This is a genomic window from Kitasatospora sp. NPDC059577 (assembly GCF_042735475.1).
Taxonomy (GTDB): Bacteria; Actinomycetota; Actinomycetes; order Streptomycetales; family Streptomycetaceae; genus Kitasatospora.
This window is the reverse complement of the sequence record NZ_JBHWBZ010000044.1, coordinates 27,772-41,878: the sequence shown is the minus strand read 5'-3', so window position 1 is coordinate 41,878 and position 14,107 is coordinate 27,772. Positions and strand designations below refer to the sequence as shown.

At 75.7% G+C, this 14,107-nt stretch carries 11 protein-coding genes; 9 read left to right on the top strand and 2 right to left on the bottom strand.

Annotated elements, in window-relative coordinates:
• Positions 1 to 81 precede the first annotated feature (81 nt).
• From ACFV0O_RS28135 to ACFV0O_RS28115, 5 genes are all read left to right on the top strand, one after another.
• Positions 82 to 1,749 carry a sensor histidine kinase gene (locus tag ACFV0O_RS28135; protein WP_380346446.1) on the top strand — a complete coding sequence of 556 codons (1,668 nt, stop codon included), beginning with the start codon at positions 82 to 84 and terminating at the stop codon, positions 1,747 to 1,749.
• A 100-nt stretch (positions 1,750 to 1,849) separates the two neighbouring features.
• A complete protein-coding gene (locus ACFV0O_RS28130) occupies positions 1,850 to 2,518 on the top strand; it encodes a response regulator (protein WP_380346496.1) in 669 nt (222 codons plus the stop codon).
• A 556-nt stretch (positions 2,519 to 3,074) separates the two neighbouring features.
• Positions 3,075 to 3,824: a transglycosylase family protein gene (locus ACFV0O_RS28125; RefSeq protein ID WP_380346445.1), complete on the top strand. Its 750-nt coding sequence runs from the start codon at positions 3,075 to 3,077 to the stop codon at positions 3,822 to 3,824.
• Between the two features lie 405 nt (positions 3,825 to 4,229).
• A complete protein-coding gene (locus ACFV0O_RS28120; protein ID WP_380346443.1) occupies positions 4,230 to 5,018 on the top strand; it encodes an SDR family NAD(P)-dependent oxidoreductase in 789 nt (262 codons plus the stop codon).
• A gap of 125 nt (positions 5,019 to 5,143) precedes the next feature.
• Positions 5,144 to 5,749 carry a TIGR03086 family metal-binding protein gene (locus tag ACFV0O_RS28115; protein ID WP_380346441.1) on the top strand — a complete coding sequence of 202 codons (606 nt, stop codon included), beginning with the start codon at positions 5,144 to 5,146 and terminating at the stop codon, positions 5,747 to 5,749.
• Between the two features lie 95 nt (positions 5,750 to 5,844).
• On the opposite strand, the gene ACFV0O_RS28110 is transcribed toward ACFV0O_RS28115, so the two are convergent.
• Positions 5,845 to 6,306 (bottom strand): (2Fe-2S)-binding protein, encoded by a 462-nt coding sequence (locus ACFV0O_RS28110; RefSeq protein WP_360264330.1) that lies wholly within the window; start codon positions 6,304 to 6,306, stop codon positions 5,845 to 5,847.
• A gap of 86 nt (positions 6,307 to 6,392) precedes the next feature.
• Positions 6,393 to 8,882: a molybdopterin cofactor-binding domain-containing protein gene (locus tag ACFV0O_RS28105; RefSeq protein ID WP_380346439.1), complete on the bottom strand. Its 2,490-nt coding sequence runs from the start codon at positions 8,880 to 8,882 to the stop codon at positions 6,393 to 6,395.
• 419 nt (positions 8,883 to 9,301) lie between these two features.
• Between ACFV0O_RS28105 and ACFV0O_RS28100 the strand changes: the two genes are divergently transcribed.
• From ACFV0O_RS28100 to ACFV0O_RS28085, 4 genes are all read left to right on the top strand, one after another.
• Complete coding sequence (locus ACFV0O_RS28100; RefSeq protein ID WP_380346437.1) at positions 9,302 to 10,582, top strand: MFS transporter; 1,281 nt, start codon at positions 9,302 to 9,304, stop codon at positions 10,580 to 10,582.
• A 236-nt stretch (positions 10,583 to 10,818) separates the two neighbouring features.
• Positions 10,819 to 11,571, top strand: a complete 753-nt coding sequence (locus tag ACFV0O_RS28095) for a Mut7-C RNAse domain-containing protein (RefSeq protein ID WP_380346435.1) — start codon at positions 10,819 to 10,821, stop codon at positions 11,569 to 11,571.
• A 95-nt stretch (positions 11,572 to 11,666) separates the two neighbouring features.
• The gene (locus ACFV0O_RS28090) at positions 11,667 to 12,092 is read left to right on the top strand and encodes a cupin domain-containing protein (RefSeq protein WP_380346433.1); all 426 of its coding nucleotides are present in this window, start codon (positions 11,667 to 11,669) and stop codon (positions 12,090 to 12,092) included.
• Positions 12,089 to 13,984, top strand: a complete 1,896-nt coding sequence (locus ACFV0O_RS28085) for a CocE/NonD family hydrolase (protein ID WP_380346431.1) — start codon at positions 12,089 to 12,091, stop codon at positions 13,982 to 13,984. The genes ACFV0O_RS28090 and ACFV0O_RS28085 overlap by 4 nt, the downstream gene beginning before the upstream one ends.
• Positions 13,985 to 14,107: the final 123 nt, after the last annotated feature.

The following is a 14,107-nucleotide window of genomic DNA, read 5'->3' as shown; positions in this document are numbered from 1 at the left end:
TGTGACCAGGAGACTTTCGTCGGACCCGGCGACGACGAAGGTGGACGGCGGGGGCTCCGGCCGGCCGGTTAGCCTCGACGGGTGGATGCGATCGCGCGGGCCTGGAAGAAGGCGGTACGGACGGCGCTGCCGGGGCCCTGGCGGCCGTGGCGGGTGGTGGGCGAGGCCGTGCTCGCCCTGCTGATGGGCGGTCTCGCCGCTGTGACGGAGGTCGCCGCCGGCACCGGCCTGGCGGTGCCCTTCGGCCTGGGCGTCGCGGTGCTGTGGGTGCTGCGGCGGGGACTGCCGGTCACCGTGCTGCTGGCCGCCGCGGCCGCCACCGGCTGGTCGGGAGGGCCGGTGCTGCTGCTGATCTGCGCGGGCTGGGCGGCCGGCGCGCGGATCCGCCGGGTCTGGGCGCTGGTCGGCACCTTCGTCCTGGGCTGGGTGCTGTTCACCGTGACGGGCGTGCTGAAGGACGCCTCCTCGTTCTCGCCCGAGCTGCTCCTGGGGCTGTCGCTGGGTGGCTTCCTGGTGCTCGCGGTCCTGCCCGGGCTCTACGGCCGCTACCGCGCCCAGCGGCGCGCCCTGCTGGACGCGCTGCGCGAGCGCAACGACCAGCTGCTGCGGGAGCGGGTCATGGTGGTGCACCAGGCGCGGCTGCGCGAGCGGCACCGGATCGCCCAGGACATGCACGACAGCCTGGGGCACCAGCTGGCGCTGATCTCCGTGCACTCGGGCGCGCTGGAGGTGGACCGCACGCTCACCGACCGGCAGCGGGAGGCGGTCGGGGTGCTGCGGCAGGCCGCGGTCGCGGCGATGCGCGAGCTGCGCGAGGTGGTCGGGGTGCTGCACGACGAGTCGACGGCGGTGCCGCCCGCGGCGGGGGCGGTGGGCGCGACGCCCGCCCGGGGCGGGGTGGACGGGATCGACGGGCTGGTGGATTCCTCCCGGGCGGCCGGAGCGGTGGTCGTGCTCACCCGGGAGGGCGAGCCGCGCCCGCTGCCGGCCTCGGTCGACCACGCGGCGTACCGGATCGTGCAGGAGGCGCTCACCAACGCGCACAAGCACGCCCCCGGCGCGCCGATCGGTGTCGCGCTCCGGTACGAGCCGGACGCCCTGGTGGTGGAGGTCACCAACGACCGTGCGCCGGAGCTCGTGGGCGCGTGCGTCGGGGTGGGCCAGGCCGTGAGCGGCGGCCAGGGGCTGACCGGGCTGCGGGAGCGTGCCCGCCTGGCCGGCGGCATGGTGCACGCCGGGTCGACGCCCGAGCAGGGCTTCCGGCTGGCCGCCGTCCTGCCGTACGAGGGGACGGAGGGCGGCAAGGAGGGCGCCGCCGCAGCGACCGGGGTGGACGACTGGGTGTTCGAGGGCCTGCCGGTCGACGACGCGGCCGCTAAGCGCCGCAGTCCGGCGTTGGGGTGCGCGGTCGGCGTGGTGGCGGTCGGGCTGACCGTGCTGGGCCTGCTGGTCTGGGGCGTCGTGGGCTTCGTGGACGGCAGCCGCGCCGCGACGCTGAAGAAGCCGCGGTACGACCGGATCGAGGTCGGTGCGGCGCAGGACGCGGTGATGCGTGAGCTGCCGTCCGGCAGCAGCTTCTTCACCGACGAGTACAAGGGTGGCGGACCGACCCCGCCGGCGGGGGCGCAGTGCCGCTGGTACCTCCTGGAGGGCTCGTCCGACGACGGCTGGAACGACCAGCACGTGGCGCGGTTCTGCTTCAAGGACGGGGTGCTGGTGGAGAAGCAGGAGTACGTCGGCAAGGACTGACCGCGCGGGCGTCCGGACCGGGGGCCGGAGGTCCGGTCCGGACGGCGGGGATGTGAGGATGGTGCCGCAGCCGAAGCACCGTTCGAGGGGAATGACCAGCGTGATCCGAGTCCTCGTCGCCGACGACGAGCCGCTGATCCGGGCCGGGATCAGGATGATCCTCGGCTCCGCCGACGACATCGAGGTGGTCGCCGAGGCCGCCGACGGCCGGGAGGCGCTGGAGCTGGCGCGGGCGCACCGGGTGGACGTGGTGCTGCTGGACATCCAGATGCCGGTGATGGACGGGCTGACGGCGCTCGGGGAGCTGTCGAAGGCCGCCCCCGGCGCGCGGGCGTTGATCCTCACCACCTTCGGGGAGCGCGAGAACGTCCTGCGCGCCGTGACCGAGGGCGGCGCCGGCTTCCTGCTGAAGGACACCGCGCCGAACGAGCTGATCCAGGCCGTCCGGGCGGCGGCCGGCGGGAACGCCTTCCTCTCCCCGGCGGCCACCCGGCACATCGTCGACTCGTTGGCGTCCGGACACAGCGGTTCGCTGGCCGCCCGCGGCGCCGCGGCCCGGCGCCGGCTGGAGGTGCTCACCGAGCGGGAGCTGGAGGTGCTGGCGCTGCTCGGTGAGGGCCTGTCCAACGCCGACGCCGGGGCCCGGATCCACATGAGCGAGGCGACGGTGAAGACCTACGTGAGCCGGATCCTGGCCAAGCTGGGCTGTGAGAACCGGGTCCAGGCGGCGCTGCTGGCGCGGGACGCGGAGCTCGACGGCCGGAGCTGAACGTGTCCGCACGGTCACGGAACGTGTCGGGTGTGGTGGATGCCACTCGGCGGCCGTGCGGAACCGGGAACTCCGGCCGGGCTGCTGACGGTCCGTCAGTGATCGGTGACGGTGTGTGGGTGGTGCGGGGGGCGCTTACGGGTGAACAGATGTGAGTGAGGGCACGGGAACTGATCATTTGATCTTGAGAATGCGGTCAAACCTGGTCGAGCCGGGCACCGTTTCTTGATCGATACCGCCGGTAACAGTCAACTGACCTGCGACGTCCAGGAATTGCTTGCTGTGCGCCGAGGTTGCCCCCTAGCTTCATTGGCGGCGCACCGAGCGCCACCCGGGTTCACCCCGACGCACCGCCCGCCGACTGACCCACGGCGCGAGGGCGGTGCCCGCCGATCAGGCCGGCTCGAACAGGCCGTCGGCGAGCGGAGGTGACCGGGGCGGCAGGGCACGTCCGACGCGTGCCCGGCCGCCCGTCGAGTGAGGTGAGCGAACACCACCGGCCCCTGTCCCGGGCCTGGTTCCGTCTGCCCGCCCGGGGCTTGTCGAGAGGATCTGTATGAATCCCCGTCACGAGACCGCCGCTGCCACCGAGACCACCACCAAGCGCAACCGCGTGCGGATGGCGGTCGTCGCGGGCGCCGCCGTCGCGGCCCTGCCGGTGGCCGGCCTCGTCACGGCCACCTCGGCCTCCGCCGCACCGGCCTCCTCCTGGGACGCCGTCGCCCAGTGCGAGAGCGGCGGCAACTGGAGCACCGACACCGGCAACGGGTTCCACGGCGGCCTGCAGTTCTCCCCCAGCACCTGGAGGGCCTACGGCGGCACCGCGTACGCCCCCCAGGCCAGCCAGGCGACCCGGGCGCAGCAGATCGCCGTCGCCGAGAAGGTCCTTGCCTCGCAGGGGCCGGGTGCCTGGCCGGTCTGCTCGAAGAAGGCGGGTCTGAGCAGGGGCGGCGCCCCGGCCGACGTCGACACCACGTCGGCCGCCAAGCCCGCCAAGCCCGCCAAGCCCGCCACGAAGGCGGCGAAGCCCGCCGCCAAGCCGGCCCCGGCCGCCCCGGCGGCCAAGCAGCAGGCGCCCAGGGCCGCGGAGGCGGCCGCGGGCCGGCCGTCGGCGAAGCCGGCGCAGTCCGCGCCGTCGACCGCGAGGAACACCGCGGGCGGCAGCTACACCGTCAAGGCCGGCGACACCCTGAGCGACATCGCGGCCAAGTTCGGCGTCGACACCGACGGCCTGTACAGCAAGAACGCGCGTGTCATCGGCGGCAACCCGGACCTGATCTTCCCGGGCCAGACGCTGACCGTCTGACGGAACCGCGAGTGCCGCTGCGGCGGAGCGCCTGACCCAGCCTCCGACGGAGCCTCGCGACCCGGGGCGCGGGGGGGGGGGGCGGGCCGGGGGCCGGCCGGCGCCGCCGCGCGCCCCGCGGGGGGGGGGGCGGGGCGCGCCGCCCCCCCCCCCCCCCCGCCCCGCCCCGCCCCCCCCCCCGCCCCCGCCCCCCCCGCGCGGGGGGGCCCCCCCCCCCCCCCGCGGTGCGTTCCGGGCTGGTCCCGGCCGCAGGGCCGAACCGTGCGGGCGGCCGGGGGTCGGTTCGTACGGCCGGTGGGCGGCGTGCATGCCGGGCCCCGGGGGCGCTTCGAGGCATGGTTGAAATTTCAACGCGACGTCCGAATACCGCCGGAGGTCCGCGGCGCCCCGGACCAGGATCGAGTCATGTCCGAGATCGGAACGAGGAGTTCTGGAGATATGACGATGAACGGTGCGGCAGTGCTCGACGGCAAGGTGGCCCTGGTGACCGGCGGCAGCCGTGGGATCGGCGCGGCGGTCGCGCTGCGACTGGCCGAGGACGGCGCCGACGTGGTGCTGACCTACCAGGGCGGCGCCGAGCGGGCCGACGAGGTCGCCGCGAAGATCACCGCGATGGGACGGACCGGCTGGGCCGTCCGGGCGGACAGCGCCGACCCGCAGGAGGTGGCGGCCGCCGTGGCCGCGGTCGCCGAGCGCTTCGGGCGGCTGGACATCCTGGTGAACAACGCCGGCGTCGGCGTCCTCGGCCCGATCGGCGAGCTGGCGCTCGACGACGTCGACCGGGTGCTGGAGGTGAACGTCCGGGCGCCCTACCTGTACGCCCGGGCCGCCTCCGCGCACCTGGCCGACGGCGGACGGATCGTCACCATCGGCAGCTGCGTCGCCAAGCGGGTCGCCTTCCCCGGCGCCACGCTGTACGCGACCAGCAAGGCCGCGCTGATCGGGCTCACCAAGGGGCTGGCCCGTGAGCTCGGCCCGCGCGGGATCACCGCCAACCTGGTGCACCCGGGCCCGATCGACACCGACATGAACCCGGCCGGCGGCCCGTCGGCGGAGTTCCAGAGCGGGCTCACGGCGCTCGGCCGCTTCGGCACCGGGGCGGAGGTCGCGGCCGCCGTCGCCTACCTGGTGGGAGGGGACGGCCGGTACGTGACCGACGCGGAGCTCGCGGTGGACGGCGGCTTCGCGGCCTGACCGCCCGGCGGGCCCGGTCGGCGGCACGCACCGGCGCACGCGGGGCGGTGTCGTGCCGGACGGTCGTCGGCGCTCGCGCTTACGATCGCCCGGCACGACCCGTGTCCCCGACCGAGAGGTGTGCCATGACCGCAGCGGAAGACCCGATCGGACTGCTCGCCCGGGCCCTCGCGCAGACCGCCGGGCTGATCGACGGTACCGGCGTCGAACTGGCCGGCCACCCGACCCCCTGCCGCTCCTGGGACGTCGGCGACCTGGTCAGCCACCTCCTCCACGACCTGCGGCAGTTCACCGTCCGGGCGAGGGGCGGGCAGCCGGACTGGTCGCAGCCCTTCGAGCGGGTCGAGGACGACTGGCTGCACGCCTTCGAGGCCGGGGCCGAGCAGCTGGTCGACGCCTGGCGCGCGGCCGGGGACCTCGGCGGCACGCTGGAGGTGCCCGGTGTCGGCACCCTGCCGGCCCGCTTCCCGGTCGACCAGCAGATCGCCGAATTCGCCGTCCACGGATGGGACTTGGCGCGTTCCGGCGGTCAGTCCACCGAGGGCCTGGACCACGAGGTGGCGCTCGCCGCCCTGGCCTGGGCCGAGGGTGCGCTCAAGCCCGAGTACCGTGGCACCGAGCAGGAGCACAAGGCCTTCGGTCCGGCCGTCGCCCTGCCCGAGGACGCCCCGCCGTACGACCGGCTCGCGGCGTTCTTCGGCCGCGACCCGGCGGCGCCGGTCGTGCCGTAGGCCGCGTTCGCCCCCGGTCCGCCGACGGCACGGACGCACCGGTCGGTGCCACCGGGCGCCCGCGCCCCGCCCGGACCGGGCGGGGCCTGCCCGGGTCACAGCGGCCGGCGGGCCGCGGCCTGCTTGATCGCCTCGCGGATGCGCGGGTAGGTCCCGCAGCGGCAGACGTTCTGGATCCCGTCGATGTCCGCGTCCGTCGGGTTCGGGGTGCGGCGCAGCAGGGCGACCGCCGCCATGATCTGGCCCGGCTGGCAGAAGCCGCACTGGGCGACGTCGCAGGCGAGCCAGGCCTCCTGGACGGGGTGCAGGTTCTCGCCGTCGGCGAGGCCCTCGATGGTGGTGACGGTGTGGCCCGCGCAGTCCTTGACAGACCGGGTGCAGGGCTGGAACTCCCGGCCGTCGAGGTGGCTGGTGCAGGCGCGGCAGACGCCCACCCCGCAGCCGTACTTGGGGCCGGTGACGCCGAGCTTGTCGCGCAGCACCCAGAGCAGCGGCATGTCGTCCGGGGCCTCGACGGTGACGGGCTGCCCGTTGAGGACGAAGGTGTGGGTGGGCATGGGGAGTCGGGATCCTCGGCTCTGGATGGTCGGGTGGCTGTGACGCCCGGGTGGTGGCGCCGGCCCGGTGGTGGTGCCGGGAGGGTTCAGAAGTCGATGGGGAAGGAGCGCGGGCTGGTGCCGGTCGCGCGGGCGTAGGCGTTGGCGACCGCGGCGCAGGCGGCCGGGACGCCCAACTCGCCCGCGCCGCCGGGCGGTCCGCTCGGCGGCATCAGGTGGATCTCGACCACCGGCGGGGTGTGCCGCTGCCGGGCGTAGTGGAAGTCGCCGTAACTGCCTTCCCGGAAGGCTCCGTTGTCGAGGTGGTTGCCGGCCTGCAGGATCACCGAGATGCCGTCGACCAGTGCGCCGGTCAACTGGGCTTCCAGGCCACGGGGGTTGATGACCCGGCCGACGTCGGCGGCGACCACCGCCCTGGTCACCCGGGGGTTGGCCCGGTCGGTGGCGTCCAGCTCGACCAGGTAGGCGGCGGCGCCGCCGTTCTCCTCGTGGTACCCGACGCCCTGGGCCCGGCCGGGGGGCATCGGGCGCCTCCAGTTCCCCTTCGCGGCGACGGTGTCCAGGACGGCCCGGCCGGCGGCGCCGCGCAGCCGGGCCCGGCGGAAGGCGACCTCGTCCTGGCCCATCCGGCGGGCCAGTTCGTCCATCACGATCTCGTCGCAGACCCGGACGGTCCCCGAGTACACCGAGCGCCAGCTGCCGGTGGGCAGGTCCAACGGGACCTCGGCGAGCAGCTGGACGGGGACGCCGACCTCGTACGGGTTCTTCTCGGTGAGCAGGAAGAACACCTCGGAGGTGGTGAGCCCGGCCAGTGGGAGGTCGTAGCCGGCGGCGGTGAGCGCCTCGCCGAGGCCGTGGCCGAAGTCGGTGCGCACACTGGCGGCGCGGTGCTCCCAGGCGAGCACGCGGTCGAGGCCGTAGACGGCCCGGATCCGGTGGTGGCCGGCCGGGCGCATCCGGCCGTGGCGCATGTCGTCGTTGCGGGTCCACATCAGCTTGACCGGGCGGCCCGCGGCCTTGGAGATCCGGGCGGCCTCCAGGGCGGCGTCGAAGAACAGCCGTCGGCCGAACGAGCCGCCGCCGCGCACCACGTGGACGGTGACGGCGTTCTGCGGCAGGCCGAGTTCGGCCGCGATGGTCTGCTGGGCGACGATCGGGCTCTGCGCGGCGAACCACAGCTCGGCCCGGTTCGCCCGGACGTCGGCGATGGCGGTGAGCACCTCCATCGGGGCGTGGTTGACGAAGGCGAAGTCGAACTCGGCGTCCAGGTGCTGGGCGAGCGGCGGCGGCGGGAGGAACGGCGCGTGGGCGGCACGCAGCCGTTCCCTGACGTCGGCGTCGGACAGGCCCGCGACCGGGCCCGGGTTCCAGGTGGTGCGCAGGGCGTCGCGGGCCTTGAGCGCCTGGTCGAAGGTCTCGGCGAGGACGGCGACGCCGCTCGGGACCTGCACCACGCCGAGCACCCCGGGCATGGCGCGGGCGGCGGAGGCGTCCAGGGACTTGAGGGTGCCGTTGACGGTGGTGGGGCGGGCGACCACGGTGGGGACGGCGCCGGGTACGGACAGGTCCCCGGTGTACCGGGCGCGGCCGGTGACGATGTCGCGGGCGTCGATCCGGCCGGTCGGCCGGCCGACCAGCCGCAGCCGGTCCGCCGCCTTGGGGAGGGCGGGGACGGCGGGCGCGGCGATCGCGGCCGCGGCGGCGGCGAGTTCGCCGTAGCCGAGCCGTCGGCCGTCGGGGGCGAGGACGGCGGAGTCGGCGGTGCGCAGGGTGGGCGCGGGAACGTTCCAGCGCCTGGCGGCGGCGGTCACCAGCCGGGCGCGGGCGGCGGCGGCGGCGCCGCGCACCGGGTCGTACAGCGAGCGGATGGAGTTGGAGCCTCCGGTCAGCTGGTTGAAGAGCAGTTCGGGGCGGCCGTCGGAGAGCGGCACGTCGACGTCGCCGAGCCGGGCGTCGAGCTCCTCGGCGACCAGCATCGCGATCGCGGTGGTCAGGCCCTGACCGACCTCCAGCCGGGGCAGGTGCAGCACGGCCCGCCCGGCGGGGGTGACTTCCAGGACCAGCAGGTGCGAGGTGGGCAGTCCGGCGAGGATCATCGCGTCGCCGAGGTCGACGACGTCCGGGATTCCGGGCAGGCCGACCAGCCGCGGGGACGCGGCGTCCCGGGCGGCCGCGGCGGCGTGGACGGCCTGCGCGGCGGCCTGTCCGGGGCCCGGGGCGGCGGCCCGTGCGGTGGCGGGGTCGGCGGCGTCGAGGCCGAGACGGGCTCCGACGGTGAGGGTGGGCGCGGCCAGCAGATAGGTGAGGAAGCGGCGGCGGCGGGTCGCGCCGGCCCCGGCGGCCGCTGTCGCGTCGCGGCGCTCGGCGGTGCCCGGGCGGGTGGCGGTGGACGGGCGGTCGGTGGAGCCGGGGAGGGTGGGGGCGCGCGGGTGTCCGGTGGGCTCCGGATGTCCGGTGGGGTCCGAGGGCGCGGCGGAGGTGCTGATGGGAGGAGCCCTTCGAGCCGGAGACGGCGCCGGATCGGGCGGGCACGGCGGCCCCGGCCCCGGTGCCGGATCGCGAACGCCGTCGAGCATAAAAGGGCGCTACTGACGGGTCAACACGGTCAAAGTTGGCCCCAGGCTTGGCCGATCGCGGTTTTGCAGCGTTCGGGGAGAGCGGATTCGGAGCGGGTACGGACGGCGCTTCGGTGGCGCGGGGAAGGTCGGGGCGAGGCCCTCCCGAAGCGCGCGGAGACCCCAACGGCTCGGTGTCGCACGAGGGTTCAGCGCTCGGTCGGCGGTGCGGCGGCCGACGGAAGTGGCCCAGGAAATTCCTTGATCACTGGACCTGTCGGCTGGGCCGGTTTCTGCCTAGGGTGGGTGGCGAACCGTCGCCGACGGTTGTGAACGTCCGGCCCGTGCGCCGCTCGTCGTCGCGGTGCTGTCGCCCGTCCGTGGGTGGAAGGCCCCCCGTCGGGCGAACGGTGACGGTCCGTCACCACCGAAGGAGAGGCGTGCCGACCGACCGAGCCGCCCGGCGGGGCAGCCTGCTGCCGCCCGCCGGCCCCCAGCGGACCCTGGCCGCAGCCCAGTTGGCGAGCGCGGTGGGCGACGGTGCGTACTACACCTGCTCCGCGCTCTACTTCACCCGCGTCGTCGGCATGTCACCGACCGCCCTCGGTCTCGGCCTCGCCGTCGGCTGGGCGCTCGGCTCCGTCGCGGGCGTCCCGCTCGGCCACCTCGCCGACCGGCGCGGCCCGCGCCGCACCGCGGTGGCGCTCGGGCTCGCGGCCGCGGCCGTGGCCGCCGCCTTCCTGACGATCCGTTCCTACCCGCTGTTCCTGGTCGCGGTCTGCCTCTACGCGACGGCCCAGTCCGGGCTGACCGCGGCGCGGCAGGCGCTGGTCGCCGGCCTGGTGCCGGCCGGGGAGCGGACCGGACTGCTCGCCCACCTGCAGTCCACCCTCAACGGGGGCCTGGCCGTCGGCGCGGCGGTCGGCGGCATCGCGCTGAGCGTCGGCACCCGGACCGCCTACCTGGGCGCCTTCGTCGTCACCACGATCGGCCTGCTGATCGGCGCGCTCGTCCTCGGCCGGCTGCCCGAAGTCCCGCCCGGCCCGAAGGAGTCCGGCACCGGACCGCGCCTGGCGGTGCTGCGCGACCGGCGGTACGCCGCCGTCACCCTGGTCAACGCGGTGCTACTGCTGCGCATGCCGCTGCTCAGCCTGATCATCCCGCTCTGGATCGCCCAGCGCGCCCCCGGGATCGGCTGGCTCGGCTCGGCGCTGTTCGTGCTCAACACCCTGGCGGTGCTGGTGTTCCAGGTCCGGGCGGCACGGGACGTCACCGGGCTGGACTCGGCCGCGCGGGCGGTCCGTTCGGCCGGGGTGCTGCTGCTCGGCTGCTGCGCGGTCTTCGGACTGTCCGCGCTCGACGTGCCGGTCTGGGCGGTCGGCGCGCTGCTGGTCGCGGCGTCCGTGCTGCAGGTGGCCGGCGAGATGCGGCAGTCGGCCGGCTCCTGGCAGATCGGCTTCGACCTCGCCCCGCCGGAGCGGATCGGCCAGTACCAGGGCTTCTTCGGAACCGGCGTCGCCGTGGCCCGCACCCTCGGGCCGCTGCTGCTCACCGCGCTGCTGCTGGACGGCGGCCTCGCGGGCTGGCTGGTCCTGGGCGGGGTGTTCCTCGCGGCGGGCTACGCGATGGGGCCGGTCGCCCGGTGGGCGGAGCGGGACCGCGGTCACGCGGTGTCACCGGCGCCGCCGGTCGTGACGGGCGCCGCGGCAGAGGGCGCGTAGCGGCGCCGGACGGCGGGTGGGTGGCGGGTGGATGCGCGGGCGCGCAGTGTGAGCGGGTGCACGGTGTGATGGGCGCGCAGGTGCACGGGCGCGCGGGTGCACGGGCGCGCGGGGCGCGTGCAGCGGGAGAGCACGCGGGTGCGGTGGGCGCTGCGCGGGCGTCCGGGACGGGACAACCGGCGGGGGAAGCCGGAAACCGGTGGCCCCCACCTGCCGCGCGCTGGCATGCTGGCCGCGTGGACCGACCCCAGATCTGGCTCGACTTCGCCCCTGAGCTGCACCTCTTCGTCTCCGCGCCCCGCCGGGCGGGCCGCACCGAGCTGCGCACCGACGGTGTCTCCACCCTCGGTCACGTCGTCGAGTCCCTGGGCGTCCCGCTCACCGAGGTCGGCGCCCTGCTGGCGGACGGCCGGGCCGTCCCCGACGCGCACGTCCCGGCCGACGGCGAGCACATCGCCGTCCGGGCCGTGACCAGGCCGCAGCCCTCGGAGACGGCGCCCCGCTTCCTGCTCGACGTCCACCTCGGTACCCTCGCCCGCCGACTGCGCCTGCTGGGCGTGGACGCCGCCTACGAGAACCCCGACATCGGCGACGCCGCGCTGGCCGCCCGATCCGCCGCCGAGCAGCGCATCATGCTCTCGCGTGACCGCGGCCTGCTGCGCCGCCGCGAACTCTGGGCCGGCGCCTACGTCTACAGCCACCGCCCCGCCGAGCAGCTGCGCGACGTGCTCTCCCGCTTCGCCCCGCCGCTCGCCCCCTGGAGCCGCTGCACCACCTGCAACGGCACCCTGCGCGCGGCCACCAAGACCTCGGTCCGCGAGCAGCTGCGGGACGGCACCGAACGCTCCTACGACGCCTTCGCCCAGTGCACCGAGTGCGGGCAGGCCTACTGGCGCGGCGCCCACCACGCCCGGCTGGAGGCGATCGTCACCGAAGCCGTCCGGGACTTCGGGGAGGGCCGGGGTCATCTCGGGGTCGTCTCCGGGTAGCCCGCTCTGGCGGGCGCCCCGGCGGCCGTGGTCCCATCGGCGGTGGGGGACGAGACCCACGCTACTCGGTCGCACGAGAGAGGCCAGGTCGTCGGATGAGCACTCACGAACAGCACCCGCCCTTCGGTACCGCGGACCCCGGGGACACCCCCGCGGTCACCGCCCCGGACGGCGCCGAGGTGTACCCGCTGCTGGTCCTGGAAGGGCGGGGGAGCCTTGCGGTGTTCGCGCTCGCTCCCGGACAGGTGACCCGTGCCGTTTCGCACGCCACCGTCCAGGAGCTGTGGCAGGTCACCGCGGGCAGCGGTGAACTCTGGCGCCGCCAGGGCGGCCGGGAGGAGACCGTACGGCTCGCTCCCGGCACCGCCGTGTCGGTACCGCTCGGCACCGCGTTCCAGTTCCGGGCGGACGAGGACTCCGCCGGGCCGCTGCGCATCACCGCCGTCACCATGCCGCCCTGGCCCGGGACGGACGGCGAGGCACGCCCGGCGGAAGGCCCCTGGAAGGCGACCGTCCGATGAGGCGCCCGCTGCCGCGCCGCCCCCTGGCGGTGCTGGCCGCGGCCGCGGCGGTGCTGGGGCTCACGGTCGTCCCGGCGGCCGCCGCGCCCGCCGCCGGGCCGGCCCGGCCCGCCACAGGAGCCGTTCAACCGTCCCTGCAGTCGCGCTACGTGACCATGCCCGACGGGGTCCGCCTCGCCGTCGACGTCCATCTGCCGGAAGGCACCCGGGCCGGCGCGAACCTGCCCACCGTGCTGGTCACCCAGCGCTACTGGCGGGCCCGGGTGCGGGCCGGCGAACCCGGCGAACCCGGCGGCGCCGACGGCGAGTCCGGGCTGTGGACCGCCCGCGGCTACGCCTACGTCAGCGCCGACCTGCGCGGCACCGGCGCCTCCTTCGGCACCCTCACCTCGGAACTGGGCGCCGCCGCCGTCGCCGACAGCGGACCGCTCAGCGACTGGATCGCCGCCCAGCCCTGGTCCAACGGCCGGGTCGGTACCACGGGCATCTCCTACAGCGGCGACACCGCGATGCTCGCCACCGCACTCGGCAACCACCACATCACCGCCGCCGCCCCGATCTCCTACGACTTCGACCCGTACGAGGACCTGGTGCGCCCCGGCGGCGCGCTCATCGAGCCCCGGCTCGCCCCGTACGCGCTGCTGCTGCGCATCCTCGACCAGGCCGGCGGCACCACCTGCGACACCGACGAACGGACCCGGGAGCTCTGCGCGCACACCGGCCTCACCGGCCTCCAGCCCCGCCCGGTCGACGGCCCGGACGGACCGGCCCTGCTCGCCGCCGCCCGCGCCGAGCACGCGGACAACGCCAACCTGGTCGAGATGGCGGACTCCGGCGTCTTCCGCGACTACCGGGACGGACCGAAGAGCTGGACGGTCGGCAGCGTCGGCGAACGGACCGACGCCGTCGAGACGGGCGGGGTGCCGATCCTGACCAGGGCCGGCTGGCTCGACGCGGGCACCGCGAACGGCGTGCTGTCCCAGTTCACCGGCCTCGCCGGCACCCAGGACGACTGGATCGGCCCCTGGAACCACGGCGCCGGCTGGCTCGCCGACCCGTTCCAGCCGGCCCGCCCGCTCACCGAGCCGGAACACGCCGTGCTCGACGGGCGCACCTCCGACTTCTTCGACCGCTACGTCCGGGGCGACGCCCGCCCCGACGGCACCCGGCAGGTGCACTACTACACCTTCAACGAGGGCCTCTGGCGCACCACCACCCGCTGGCCGGTGCCCGGCACCCGGACCCAGGCGTTCTACCCCGGGGCCGGCAACACGCTCGGCCGCCGGCCGGATGACCGCCGCACCGGCGCCGACCTGCTGCGCCTCGACCCGACCGCCGGCACCGGCCCGCTGGACCGCTGGAACACCAACCTCAGCGGCGACGAGGTCAGTTACCCCGACCGCGCCGCCGTCGACGCCAAGCTGCTCGGCTACACCACCGCGCCGCTGACCGCCGACACCCGGGTCACCGGGAACGGAAAGGTCACCCTCGACGTCACCGGCCTGACCGGATCGGCCCGGGGCGCCCTGCACGTGTACCTGGAGGACGTCGCCCCGGACGGCCGTGTCACGTATCTGACGGAGGGCCAACTCGCCCTGCAGGACCGGGCAGTGGCTGACAGGGACGACAATCCCGACTGGCGCCGGCTGCGCACGCCGCGCACCTACGCGGCGAACGACGCCGAGGACTTCCCGCAGGGCGAGGCGCAGCGCGTCACCATCGACCTCCAGCCGGTCTCGGTGCTGTTCCGGGCCGGCGAACGGATCCGGCTCACCGTGGCCGCCGCCAACCCGGACTCCTTCCAGCTGCTCCCGGCCGACGGGCGGGCGAGCTACCGGATCGGGTGGGGCGGGGACCGCGGATCGGTGCTGGAACTGCCGGTCGTGGGCTGACAGCGGCCGCGCCGTGCCCTCAGGGTGGGGGCCGTCCGGCGGTGGTGCCACCGCCCCCCGACGGCCCCCGGGGCCGGCCGGGGCCGACGCCGCGTCGACCACCAGGCCGGAGGCGACCCCGGC